The sequence below is a fragment of the Klebsiella terrigena genome (genome assembly GCF_006539725.1).
Lineage (GTDB): Bacteria > Pseudomonadota > Gammaproteobacteria > Enterobacterales > Enterobacteriaceae > Klebsiella > Klebsiella terrigena.
In genome coordinates, this window is the sequence record NZ_BJNO01000005.1 from 113,204 (window position 1) to 125,312 (window position 12,109).

Below are 12,109 nucleotides of genomic sequence, written 5' to 3' on the forward strand. Positions count from 1 at the left end.
TCTCCTTATTTAATGTCGCGAATGTCGGCGAAATGGCCGCTGACGGCCGCCGCTGCGGCCATGGCCGGGCTGACTAAGTGGGTACGTCCGCCGCGGCCCTGACGGCCTTCAAAGTTACGGTTGCTGGTGGATGCGCAGCGCTCGCCGGGGTTCAGGCGGTCGTTGTTCATCGCCAGGCACATGGAGCAGCCCGGCAGACGCCATTCAAAGCCAGCTTCGATAAAGATCTTATCCAGGCCTTCCGCTTCCGCCTGCGCCTTCACCGGGCCGGAGCCTGGGACAACCAGCGCCTGCACGCCCGGCGCGACTTTACGCCCTTTGGCAATTTCGGCCGCCGCGCGTAAGTCTTCAATGCGCGAGTTGGTACAGGAGCCGATAAAGACTTTATCAATCGCGACGTCGGTCAGCGGGATGCCCGGCTTCAGGCCCATATAGGCCAGCGCTTTTTCCGCGCTTGCGCGCTCTACCGGATCGGCGAAAGAGGCCGGGTCGGGGATCAGGTCGGTGACGGAGATAACCTGGCCCGGGTTGGTTCCCCAGGTGACCTGCGGAGCAATCTCTGCGGCCTGTAAGGTGACGACGCTGTCAAAGGTGGCGTCGGCGTCGGTGGTCAGGGTTTCCCAGTAGGCGACCGCATCGCTAAAGTCCTGGCCTTTAGGCGCGTGCAGACGGCCCTTCACGTAATCAAAGGTGGTTGCGTCCGGTGCCACCAGGCCCGCTTTCGCGCCCATCTCGATGGCCATGTTGCACAGGGTCATGCGACCTTCCATGCTCAGGTTGCGAATGGCTTCGCCGCAGAATTCGACCACGTGGCCGGTACCGCCGGCGCTGCCGGTTTTGCCGATGATCGCCAGCACGATATCTTTCGCGGTGATGCCGGGTGCCGCCTGGCCCTGAACTTCAATCTTCATCGTTTTGGCGCGGCCCTGCTTCAGGGTCTGGGTGGCCAGCACGTGCTCGACTTCGGAGGTCCCGATGCCGAAAGCCAGCGCGCCGAATGCGCCGTGGGTCGCGGTATGGGAGTCGCCGCAGACGATGGTCATCCCCGGCAGGGTTACGCCCTGCTCGGGGCCCATGACGTGAACGATCCCCTGATACGGATGGTTCAGGTCATACAGCTCAACGCCGAATTCGTTACAGTTCTTAATCAGCTCCTGCATCTGGATACGCGCCATTTCGCCGGACGCGTTGATGTCTTTGGTCTGAGTCGAAACGTTATGATCCATGGTGGCGAAGGTTTTTCCCGGCTGGCGCACCTGGCGGTTGTGCGCGCGCAGGCCGTCAAACGCCTGCGGGGAGGTTACTTCGTGTACCAGATGACGGTCGATGTACAGCAGCGGGGTTTCGTTTTGCGCTTCATAAACCACGTGAGCATCAAACAATTTTTCATACAACGTCTTCGCCATGATTACACCCCTTCAGCGACATAGCGGGCAATGATGTCGCCCATTTCATCGGTACTGACCGCCGCCGCACCGCGCGCTAAATCGCCGGTACGGATGCCTTCTTCTAATGCGCGGTTGATCGCGCTTTCGATAGCCGTTGCCGCCGCGTCCGCATCGAGGCTGTAGCGCAGCAGCAGCGCCAGCGACAGGATTTGGGCGATCGGGTTAGCGATGTTCTTGCCGGCGATATCCGGCGCCGAGCCGCCTGCCGGCTCGTACAGGCCAAAGCCTTGTTCATTGAGGCTGGCGGAGGGCAGCATGCCCATTGAGCCGGTGATCATCGCGCATTCGTCGGACAGGATGTCGCCGAACAGGTTGGAGCACAGCAGCACGTCGAACTGGGACGGGTCTTTAATCAGCTGCATGGTGGCGTTGTCGATGTACATGTGCGCCAGCTCAACGTCCGGGTACTCTTTGGCGATTTCGCCGACGATTTCGCGCCACAGAATGGAGGACTGCAGCACGTTGGCTTTGTCGATAGAGGTCACTTTGCTCCGGCGCTTGCGGGCCGATTCAAACGCGATGTGCGCAATGCGCTCGATCTCAAAGCGGTGGTAAACCTCGGTATCAAACGCTTTCTCGTGATGGCCGCTGCCTTCACGACCCTTCGGCTGGCCGAAGTAGATGCCGCCGGTCAGTTCACGGACGCACAGGATATCGAAGCCGTTGGCGGCGATATCCGCGCGCAGCGGGCAAAACTCTTCCAGCCCCTGATACAGCTTCGCCGGACGCAGGTTGCTGAACAGCTTGAAATGTTTACGCAGCGGCAGCAGCGCGCCGCGCTCCGGCTGCTCTGCCGGCGGCAGGTGTTCCCATTTTGGGCCACCGACCGAGCCGAACAGAATGGCGTCTGCCTGCTCGCAGCCGTCTACGGTTGCCTGCGGCAGCGGAGTGCCCTGGCGGTCGATGGCGATGCCGCCAACGTCATACTGGCTGGTAGTAATGCGCATATCGAAACGGTTACGGACGGCTTCCAGTACTTTCATCGCCTGGTTCATGACTTCCGGGCCAATGCCATCACCTGGCAAAACAGCAATATGATAATTCTTCGACATTACACGGTTTCCTTATTGTTCTCGTTATTCTGAGCTTTGCGTTGCAACTCTTTTTCGACTTCAGCGGCGCGCCAGATGTTGTTCAGGACGTGAACCATCGCCTTCGCCGAGGACTCCACGATATCCGTCGCCAGCCCGACGCCGTGGAAGCGGCGACCGTTGTAGTTAACGACGATATCCACCTGGCCCAGCGCATCTTTACCGTGGCCCTTGGCGCTTAAACCATACTTAACCAGCTCGATGTCATACGCCGTAACGCGGTTGATGGCCTGATATACGGCATCGACCGGACCGTTGCCGTTAGCCGCTTCGGACTTCACTTCATCGCCGCAGGCCAGCTTGACGGAGGCGGTGGCGATGGCGTTGGAGCCGGACTGCACGCTGAAGTAGTCCAGGCGGAAATGCTCAGGCTCTTCCTGCTGCTTGTTAATAAAGGCCAGCGCTTCCAGGTCGTAGTCAAAGACCTGACCTTTTTTGTCCGCCAGCTTCAGGAAGGCGTCATACAGGTGGTCCATGTTGTAGTCGCTTTCCTTGTAGCCCATCTCTTCCATGCGGTGTTTCACCGCCGCGCGGCCGGAGCGGGAGGTCAGGTTCAGCTGTACCTGATTCAGGCCGATGGATTCCGGGGTCATGATTTCGTAGTTTTCGCGGTTCTTCAGCACGCCGTCCTGGTGAATACCGGAAGAGTGGGCGAAAGCGCCGGTGCCGACGATGGCTTTGTTCGCCGGGATCGGCATGTTGCAAATCTGGCTGACGGTCTGGCTGGTGCGCCAGATTTCGTTGTGATTGATGCGGGTGCGCACGTCCATAATGTCTTTACGCACCTTGATGGCCATGATCACTTCTTCCAGCGAGCAGTTGCCCGCGCGTTCGCCGATGCCGTTCATGGCGCCTTCGACCTGGCGCGCGCCGGCGTGGACGGCGGCAATGGCGTTGCCGACGGCTAAGCCCAAATCGTCATGGGTGTGAACTGAAATGATCGCTTTGTCGATGTTCGGCACGTGCTCGTACAGGCCGGTAATGATGTTGGAGAATTCGAACGGCATGGTGTAGCCGACGGTGTCCGGGATGTTAATGGTGGTAGCGCCGGCGCGGATGGCGGCTTCAACGACGCGCGCCAGGTCAGCAATCGGCGTACGGCCGGCATCTTCGCAGGAGAACTCAACGTCGTCGGTATAGTTACGGGCGCGTTTAATCATATAGATCGAACGCTCAATCACCTCATCGAGGGTGCTGCGCAGCTTGGTGGCAATGTGCATCGGCGAGGTGGCGATAAACGTATGAATACGGAACGCTTCGGCGATTTTTAAGGATTCGGCCGCGACATCGATATCTTTCTCTACGCAGCGCGCCAGGGCGCAGACGCGGCTGTTTTTGATGGTGCGCGCGATGGTCTGTACGGATTCAAAGTCGCCCGGAGATGAGACAGGGAAGCCGACTTCCATCACGTCTACGCCCATACGCTCAAGGGCCAGGGCAATCTGCAGCTTCTCTTTAACGCTCAGGCTGGCCTGTAACGCTTGTTCACCGTCACGTAAGGTCGTATCGAAAATAATGACTTGCTGGCTCATGGTTAAATCCTTAATCGGTGTCCTGGGCGCCTTGCTGACGAGCATAAAAAAACCCGCGCAATGGCGCGGGTTTTATAGTCTTACTGGAAGATGACTAACGCTTAACGTCGCCCAGCAGCCTACCGCGCAAATTGGATGCGTTTAGTAGTAGTAGGCTGGTGAAACGAGTGCTGCGAATCATTGCGTCATACTCCAGATGAAATCGATATGCTTTTAGAGTTACTGGATACGCCTTTTGATGTCAACCCCTGAGGGGGAAAAACGTCTTTTTACCTTGACACTGAATTAGCTAATTGTGCTGAAGATCGCGCTTTTTTGCCGACAATCGTTTTTGGTGCCGCGGCAGGGGCGAGGCCATTTAAAACATTCACACAATTTCCTTTTCATTCAAGGCCTCACGCTGTCGCGGCGGCGACGGCAGCCATCTTAATGAAAAGACTGAGAATATTTGCCATGTGAATATATTTAAATGAGTTCAGGCTAATTATCTATGATAACGATATGTTAATTTTAATAGCGTGTTCACTCGATACTTTAATGCTGCTTCAATTTAAGTTAACTATTCCTGCCGTTGTTTATCCTTATAAGTTATGAGTAAACTTAGCGCCATCAAGTAATCGATATAGTTAAAATGAATCGGCTATTTTCTCATTCTGCTTATTTTTGCCGAAATCATAACTTTGATATATTCCTAAAATTCATTTTTACCCTTTTGCAAATTTCATATGCGTGCTAAATGATATTTTCAGCATTAATTACTGTACTTGTGCAAAGGGAATTTAGCCTGATGGTGAAATTAGATATGATAATTGAAAGTATTGAATATCAAGCAGCCCCTGCGACGGAGGTGACGAAACCTCAGCTACGCATGGTCGATCTCAATCTGCTCACCGTCTTTGATGCGGTGATGCAGGAGCAGAATATTACTCGTGCGGCGCATTCGCTGGGGATGTCGCAGCCGGCGGTCAGCAACGCGGTATCGCGTCTGAAGGTGATGTTTAATGACGAGCTGTTCGTGCGCTACGGCCGCGGGATTCAGCCAACGGCGCGTGCGTTCCAGCTGTTTGGCTCGGTGCGCCAGGCTCTGCAGCTGGTGCAGAACGAGCTGCCGGGCTCCGGCTTTGAGCCAATAAGCAGCGAGCGGGTGTTTAATTTATGCGTGTGCAGTCCGCTGGATAACTATTTGACCGCCACAATCCTCAATAAAGTTAGTGAAGCCGCGCCAAATATTCATTTGATTTTTAAATCGGCGCTGAATCAAAATACCGACCATCAATTACGTTATCAGGAAATTGAATTCGTGGTGGGCTATGAAGAGTTTCGCCGCCCTGAATTTGCCTGCGTGCCGCTGTTTAACGATGAGATGGTATTAGTCGCCAGTCGTCAGCATCCGCGTATTAGCGGATTGCTGGCGGAAGAGGACATTTATCGGGAAGAGCACGCGGTTGTGGCCCTGGATCGCTATGCTTCATTCAGCCAGCCCTGGTATGGCACTCTCGATAAACAGGCGCGAATTGCCTATCAGGGCAATGCGATGGTCAGCGTATTAAACGTGGTTTCGCAAACGCAAATGGTGGCTATTGCGCCGCGTTGGCTGGCGGCTGAATTCGCGGATAAGCTTAACCTGCAGCTGGTCACGCTGCCGCTGCAGGTTAATAGCCGGACCTGCTATCTCTCATGGCACGAAGCCGCGGGTCGCGATAAAGGCCACCAGTGGATGGAAGAACTGCTGGTCAGTATCTGCCGGCGCTAATCTGTGCGTACATCACCACAAACGGGAGCCGCGGCTCCTGCTTTGTGAGCAGGCAGCAGGGGATATTTGGGCCTGTCGCTGACCGGGGCTAACGCCGCGGCGATTTTCGGATGATTTTATCTATTAGCAAGCAACAAGGCAGAATTTTATTCTGTTTAGCGGCGGCGGCTAGCGGCAGATTCAGATGAAAAATGGATGATTTCCTGCGGCACGGCAATTTGTCCGAGTAATGATTTGCGTCAATTCCTGTCGGTGAAGTTTTCCACCTGATTTTTTATTAAATCCTCTTTTTTATTCTTTTAATACCTCTCATGTCCCCGCGGTAGTGAATTGCCTGCCCGTTAGCGACCAGTTATGGTAAAGGCACGCAGTCCATTCACCTCAATGCGAAGACGAAACTCTGCGCATTGTGCGAACGCGCGGAAATTGAGTTCCGCTGTCGTTAAAAACAATAAGCCGGGAGGCAAACCATGGAGATGTTGTCAGGAGCCGAGATGGTCGTCCAGTCGCTTGTCGATCAGGGCGTCAAGCAAGTATTCGGTTATCCCGGGGGGGCGGTCCTCGATATCTATGATGCGCTACATACCCTCGGCGGTATCGATCATATTTTGGTCCGCCACGAGCAGGCCGCGGTGCATATGGCGGACGGTCTCGCCCGCGCAACGGGCGAAGTCGGGGTCGTGCTGGTGACCTCCGGGCCCGGGGCCACGAACGCCATTACCGGCATTGCGACGGCTTACATGGACTCTATCCCCCTGGTAATCCTCTCCGGACAGGTGGCGACTTCCCTGATTGGTTACGACGCTTTCCAGGAGTGCGACATGGTCGGTATTTCCCGACCGGTGGTGAAGCACAGCTTCCTGGTTAAGCAAACCGAAGATATCCCCGGCGTCCTGAAGAAAGCTTTCTGGCTGGCGGCCAGCGGCCGTCCCGGCCCGGTTGTTGTCGATCTGCCGAAAGATATCCTCAACCCGGCGAACAAGCTGCCGTACGTCTGGCCGGATGCGGTCAGCATGCGCTCCTATAACCCGACAACCAGCGGGCATAAAGGACAAATTAAACGCGCTCTGCAAACGCTGATCGCGGCCAAACATCCGGTGGTATACGTTGGCGGCGGGGCGATTAACGCCCAATGCGAAGAGCAGCTGTACAGCCTGGTGGAAAAACTGAATCTGCCGGTCGCGTCGTCGCTGATGGGGCTGGGCGCTTTCCCGGCCTCGCACCAGCAGGCGCTGGGCATGCTGGGCATGCACGGCACCTATGAAGCCAATATGACGATGCACCACTCCGACGTGATTTTCGCCGTTGGCGTGCGCTTTGACGATCGCACAACCAACAATCTGGCAAAATACTGCCCGAATGCCACGGTGCTGCATATCGACATCGATCCGACGTCAATTTCGAAAACGGTGCCGGCCGATGTGCCGATCGTTGGCGATGCCCGTCAGGTGCTGGAGCAGATGCTGGAGCTGCTGGGGCAGGAAGAGGCGCTGCAGCCGCTGGATGAGCTTCGCGACTGGTGGCAGCAGATCGAGCAGTGGCGCGCGCGTCACTGCCTGCAATACGATAAGCAAAGCGGCAAGATTAAACCGCAGGCGGTGATCGAGACTATCTGGCGTCTGACCAACGGGGATGCCTACGTCACCTCGGACGTCGGCCAGCATCAGATGTTTGCCGCGCTCTATTATCCCTTCGATAAGCCGAGACGCTGGATCAACTCCGGCGGCCTGGGCACGATGGGCTTCGGCCTGCCCGCGGCGCTCGGCGTGAAGATGGCGCTGCCGGATGAGACCGTTATTTGCGTCACCGGCGACGGCAGTATTCAGATGAATATCCAGGAGCTTTCCACCGCGCTGCAGTACGAACTGCCGGTTCTGGTGCTGAACCTGAATAACCGCTATCTCGGGATGGTGAAGCAGTGGCAGGACATGATCTATTCCGGCCGCCACTCGCAGTCGTATATGGAGTCGCTCCCGGACTTTGTCCGCCTTGCAGAAGCGTATGGTCACGTAGGGATTCGCATTAACGAGCCGCAGGAGCTGGAGTCGAAGCTGACCGAAGCGCTGGAGCAGGTGCGTAATAATCGTCTGGTCTTCGTCGACGTAACGGTTGACGGCAGCGAGCACGTGTATCCGATGCATATCCGCGGCGGCGGGATGGACGAGATGTGGTTGAGCAAAACGGAGAGAACCTGATTATGCGCCGGATATTATCGGTATTACTGGAAAACGAATCGGGCGCCTTATCGCGCGTTATTGGTCTCTTTGCGCAGCGTGGGTATAACATTGAAAGCCTGACGGTGGCGCCCACCGATGACCCGACGCTCTCGCGAATGACGATTCAGACCGTGGGCGATGAGAAAGCGATTGAGCAGATCGAAAAGCAGCTGCATAAGCTGGTGGACGTGCTGCGCGTCAGCGAGCTCGGACAAAACTCGCACGTTGAGCGCGAGATTATGCTGGTGAAGGTGCAGGCAAGCGGTTTTGGCCGCGAGGAGGTCAAGCGCAACACCGAGATCTTCCGCGGGCAGATTATTGACGTCACCCCGTCTATCTACACCGTTCAGCTGGTTGGCACCAGCGATAAGCTGGATGCATTCATCGCCTCGCTGCGTGACGTTGCGAGAATCGTTGAAGTTGCTCGCTCGGGCGTCGTTGGCCTGTCGCGCGGCGACAAAATAATGCGCTGAGTCGCTGAAAATGAGCTAAAAATAGCCCGGCACAAACTGTCGGGCTATTTTTTTGCGAAATCGGTAGGAACTGGAGACAAAACCGGTTGCTGTGCTAACTGTTCTGCGTTTAGATGTTATGAAAATGAATCCATACCTGAAGAAAGGTTATGTTCTGTACTAAATTACCCAAGGGGCAATTGTGAAACTGGATGAAATCGCCCGGCTGGCCGGTGTTTCGCGAACCACCGCTAGCTATGTGATTAACGGTAAAGCGAAACAGTACCGCGTGAGCGATAAAACGGTCGAAAAGGTGATGGCTGTGGTTCGTGAACACAACTATCACCCGAATGCGGTCGCTGCCGGCCTGCGTGCAGGACGCACGCGTTCTATTGGTCTGGTTATTCCGGATCTGGAAAACACCAGCTATACCCGCATTGCTAACTACCTCGAGCGGCAGGCGCGCCAGCGTGGCTATCAGCTGCTGATCGCCTGTTCGGAAGATCAGCCCGATAACGAGATGCGCTGCATTGAGCACCTGCTGCAGCGCCAGGTCGATGCGATTATCGTGTCGACCTCATTACCGCCCGAGCACCCGTTCTATCAGCGCTGGGCCAACGATCCGTTCCCGATAGTTGCGCTCGATCGCGCGCTCGATCGTGAACACTTCACCAGCGTTGTCGGTGCCGATCGCGACGATGCGGAAATGCTCGGTGCCGAGCTGCGCAAATTCCCCGGCGACAGCGTGCTGTATCTTGGCGCTTTGCCGGAGCTGTCGGTGAGCTTCCTGCGCGAGCAGGGCTTCCGGACCGCGTGGCAGGACGATCCGCGTGAGGTGCAGTATCTCTACGCTAACAGCTACGAGCGCGAAGCGGCGGGTCAGCTGTTTGAAAAGTGGCTGGAAACCCATCCGATGCCGCAGGCGCTATTTACCACCTCGTTCCCGCTGCTGCAGGGCGTGATGGACGTGACGCTGCGTCGGGAAGGCAAGCTGCCCTCCGAGCTGGCGATTGCGACCTTCGGCGATAACGAACTGCTGGATTTCCTCCAGTGTCCGGTGCTGGCAGTGGCTCAGCGCCACCGTGACGTTGCCGAGCGCGTGCTGGAGATCGTCCTCGCCAGCCTCGATGAACCGCGCAAGCCAAAGCCTGGCCTAAGCCGGATTCGCCGGAATTTGTATCGCCGCGGGAGCCTGAACCGTCGTTGAATATTTCCGGCAGCGGGCTGCCGGGATAATTCTGCCGCCGCTCGCCAGACGGATGCACGTCTGGCGATAATCCATACAAATTGGCTTAAAAATGCAAAACTGAATATCTTTCAGACAAATCCCTAAACTTCTTTACGCATTATTTTGTTTTATTCTGGAGTAGGGGCTTTCTTGCACCTGATGGGTATAAGAAAAGATCTCCCGGCCGATATTTGTATTATTTTGTTACATTCACTGAGTTAATCGCTGAATTAACACTCATTTTATCGCAGACAATACCCCCAATCTTCGCCACCCCGCGACAAGAGAGCCTCTCCGCAGACATCAGGCACTGTTAACGGGCATCAGAATCGCCTAAAATGCCGCTCGCGTCGCAAACTGACACTTTATATTTTCCCGCCGAAGATATTTTGTTGCTTTTAACTGTTACGAATTTGTTGGTTGTTTTCTTACACGTATTCATGACGTTAATTTGCCTCGTTTGTTGATGATTTTATCATCAGGCCTAATATCGGCGGTAAATAATGGGTTTTTAAGCTTCGTTGGTATTCGTGCTGGCTTGACAAGCTTTTCCTCCGCTCCGTAAACTCCTTCTGGTGGGAATTTGTGGGTTAAAGTGGCGAAAAGGGGTGAGGCTGGCATGTTCCGTGGGGCAACGTTAGTCAATCTCGACAGCAAAGGCCGTCTGGCCGTACCGACGCGTTACCGCGACGGGCTGATTGAGAGCGCTTCCGGTCAATTGGTTTGCACCATTGACATTCATCACCCGTGCCTGCTGCTTTACCCCTTGCCTGAATGGGAAATCATCGAGCAAAAATTGTCGCGTTTGTCGAGCATGAACCCCGCTGAGCGGCGCGTACAGCGTCTGCTTCTGGGACATGCCAGCGAATGTCAGATGGATAATGCCGGGCGGCTCTTGATCGCTCCGGTGTTACGGCAGCATGCCGGGCTGACAAAAGAAGTGATGCTGGTCGGGCAGTTCAATAAGTTTGAGCTGTGGGATGAAACGACCTGGTATCAACGGGTCAAGGAAGATATCGACGCTGAGCAGTCCGCAACCGGGGAACTGCCGGAGCGACTGCAGGATTTGTCTTTATAAAATGATGGAAAATTTTAAACATACTTCGGTACTTCTGGATGAAGCCGTTAACGGCCTGAATATTCGCCCGGATGGTATCTACATTGATGGCACTTTTGGTCGCGGTGGCCACTCGCGCCTGATCCTCTCCCAGCTGGGAGCGGAAGGTCGTCTGCTGGCAATCGATCGCGATCCGCAGGCAATCGCCGTGGCGAAGACCATTGATGACCCCCGTTTTTCCATCGTACACGGACCTTTTTCTGCGCTTGCAGATTATGTTAGTGAGCGCGAACTGACGGGCAAGATCGACGGGATTCTTCTCGATCTTGGCGTCTCGTCGCCGCAGCTGGATGACGCGGAGCGCGGCTTCTCGTTTATGCGTGACGGTCCGCTGGATATGCGCATGGATCCGACGCGCGGCCAGTCGGCCGCCGAATGGCTGCAGACGGCCGAAGAGGCCGATATCGCCTGGGTGATTAAGACCTTTGGCGAAGAGCGCTTCGGTAAGCGCATCGCGCGCGCCATCGTCGAGCGTAACCGCATTGAGCCGATGACCCGCACCAAAGAGCTGGCGGAAGTGGTCACGGCGGCAACACCGGTGAAGGATAAGTTCAAACATCCCGCGACCCGTACCTTCCAGGCGGTGCGCATTTGGGTGAACAGTGAACTGGAGGAGATAGAGCAGGCGCTAAAAAGCTCGCTCAGCGTGCTGGCCCCGGGTGGGCGGCTTTCCATCATCAGTTTCCACTCGCTGGAAGACCGTATTGTGAAGCGCTTTATGCGCGAGCAAAGCCGCGGTCCGCAGGTTCCGGCAGGGCTACCGATGACCGAAGAGCAGCTCAGTAAACTGGGCGGCCGTGAGCTGCGAGCATTAGGCAAGTTGATGCCGGGCGAAGAAGAGGTGGCAGAGAATCCACGCGCCCGTAGTTCAGTTCTGCGTATTGCAGAGAGGACGAACGCATGATCGGCAGAGTGACAGAAGCCTTAAGCAAGGTTAAAGGATCGTTAGGAAGCAACGAGCGCCATGCCTTGCCTGGCGTTATCGGGGACGATCTTCTGCGGTTTGGGAAGCTGCCACTCTGTCTGTTCATTTGCATCATCATTACGGCGATTACGGTGGTAACGACGGCGCACCATACCCGTTTGTTAACCGCCCAGCGCGAGCAGTTAGTTCTGGAACGTGACGCGCTGGATATTGAATGGCGCAACCTGATCCTCGAAGAGAACGCCCTGGGCGATCACAGTCGGGTTGAGCGGATCGCGACCGAGAAGTTGCAAATGCAACACGTCGATCCATCACAAGAAAATATCGTTGTACAAAAATAAGGATTA

At 55.7% G+C, this 12,109-nt stretch carries 11 protein-coding genes; 7 read left to right on the forward strand and 4 right to left on the reverse strand.

Annotated elements, in window-relative coordinates; translation table 11 throughout:
• Positions 1 to 5: 5 nt before the first annotated feature.
• The 4 genes from leuC to leuL form a co-directional block, all read right to left on the reverse strand.
• Positions 6 to 1,406 (reverse strand): 3-isopropylmalate dehydratase large subunit, encoded by a 1,401-nt coding sequence (gene leuC, locus RTE01_RS08640; RefSeq protein ID WP_041144035.1) that lies wholly within the window; start codon positions 1,404 to 1,406, stop codon positions 6 to 8.
• A gap of 2 nt (positions 1,407 to 1,408) precedes the next feature.
• Positions 1,409 to 2,500, reverse strand: coding sequence for a 3-isopropylmalate dehydrogenase (gene leuB / locus RTE01_RS08645; RefSeq protein WP_041144036.1), 1,092 nt, complete (start codon positions 2,498 to 2,500; stop codon positions 1,409 to 1,411).
• Positions 2,500 to 4,071 carry a 2-isopropylmalate synthase gene (leuA, locus tag RTE01_RS08650; protein ID WP_076946397.1) on the reverse strand — a complete coding sequence of 524 codons (1,572 nt, stop codon included), beginning with the start codon at positions 4,069 to 4,071 and terminating at the stop codon, positions 2,500 to 2,502. Before leuA ends, leuB begins: the two co-directional genes overlap by 1 nt.
• 94 nt (positions 4,072 to 4,165) lie before the next feature.
• The gene (gene leuL, locus RTE01_RS08655) at positions 4,166 to 4,252 is read right to left on the reverse strand and encodes a leu operon leader peptide (RefSeq protein ID WP_115193567.1); all 87 of its coding nucleotides are present in this window, start codon (positions 4,250 to 4,252) and stop codon (positions 4,166 to 4,168) included.
• A 603-nt stretch (positions 4,253 to 4,855) separates the two neighbouring features.
• Between leuL and leuO the strand changes: the two genes are divergently transcribed.
• The 7 genes from leuO to ftsL all read left to right on the forward strand — a co-directional run bounded on the left by leuO (position 4,856) and on the right by ftsL (position 12,103).
• Positions 4,856 to 5,824: a transcriptional regulator LeuO gene (gene leuO / locus RTE01_RS08660; RefSeq protein ID WP_134528386.1), complete on the forward strand. Its 969-nt coding sequence runs from the start codon at positions 4,856 to 4,858 to the stop codon at positions 5,822 to 5,824.
• 470 nt (positions 5,825 to 6,294) lie between these two features.
• Positions 6,295 to 8,019: an acetolactate synthase 3 large subunit gene (gene ilvI, locus RTE01_RS08665; protein WP_041144038.1), complete on the forward strand. Its 1,725-nt coding sequence runs from the start codon at positions 6,295 to 6,297 to the stop codon at positions 8,017 to 8,019.
• 2 nt (positions 8,020 to 8,021) lie between these two features.
• Complete coding sequence (gene ilvN, locus RTE01_RS08670; RefSeq protein WP_041144039.1) at positions 8,022 to 8,513, forward strand: acetolactate synthase small subunit; 492 nt, start codon at positions 8,022 to 8,024, stop codon at positions 8,511 to 8,513.
• A gap of 181 nt (positions 8,514 to 8,694) precedes the next feature.
• Positions 8,695 to 9,699, forward strand: a complete 1,005-nt coding sequence (cra, locus tag RTE01_RS08675; RefSeq protein WP_041144040.1) for a catabolite repressor/activator — start codon at positions 8,695 to 8,697, stop codon at positions 9,697 to 9,699.
• 640 nt (positions 9,700 to 10,339) lie between these two features.
• Positions 10,340 to 10,798 (forward strand): division/cell wall cluster transcriptional repressor MraZ, encoded by a 459-nt coding sequence (mraZ, locus tag RTE01_RS08680; RefSeq protein WP_041144041.1) that lies wholly within the window; start codon positions 10,340 to 10,342, stop codon positions 10,796 to 10,798.
• A 1-nt stretch (position 10,799) separates the two neighbouring features.
• A complete protein-coding gene (gene rsmH / locus RTE01_RS08685; protein ID WP_041144042.1) occupies positions 10,800 to 11,741 on the forward strand; it encodes a 16S rRNA (cytosine(1402)-N(4))-methyltransferase RsmH in 942 nt (313 codons plus the stop codon).
• Positions 11,738 to 12,103, forward strand: a complete 366-nt coding sequence (ftsL, locus tag RTE01_RS08690; protein ID WP_004857854.1) for a cell division protein FtsL — start codon at positions 11,738 to 11,740, stop codon at positions 12,101 to 12,103. The genes rsmH and ftsL overlap by 4 nt, the downstream gene beginning before the upstream one ends.
• Positions 12,104 to 12,109 lie beyond the last annotated feature (6 nt).

Bases quoted from the DNA above. Each gene is read 5' to 3' on its own strand.
- leuC (WP_041144035.1), bottom strand. From the start codon at position 1,406: ATGGCGAAGACGTTGTATGAAAAATTGTTTGATGCTCACGTGGTTTAT.
- leuB (WP_041144036.1), bottom strand. From the start codon at position 2,500: ATGTCGAAGAATTATCATATTGCTGTTTTGCCAGGTGATGGCATTGGC.
- leuA (WP_076946397.1), bottom strand. From the start codon at position 4,071: ATGAGCCAGCAAGTCATTATTTTCGATACGACCTTACGTGACGGTGAA.
- leuL (WP_115193567.1), bottom strand. From the start codon at position 4,252: ATGATTCGCAGCACTCGTTTCACCAGCCTACTACTACTAAACGCATCC.
- ilvI (WP_041144038.1), top strand. From the start codon at position 6,295: ATGGAGATGTTGTCAGGAGCCGAGATGGTCGTCCAGTCGCTTGTCGAT.
- ilvN (WP_041144039.1), top strand. From the start codon at position 8,022: ATGCGCCGGATATTATCGGTATTACTGGAAAACGAATCGGGCGCCTTA.
- mraZ (WP_041144041.1), top strand. From the start codon at position 10,340: ATGTTCCGTGGGGCAACGTTAGTCAATCTCGACAGCAAAGGCCGTCTG.
- rsmH (WP_041144042.1), top strand. From the start codon at position 10,800: ATGATGGAAAATTTTAAACATACTTCGGTACTTCTGGATGAAGCCGTT.
- ftsL (WP_004857854.1), top strand. From the start codon at position 11,738: ATGATCGGCAGAGTGACAGAAGCCTTAAGCAAGGTTAAAGGATCGTTA.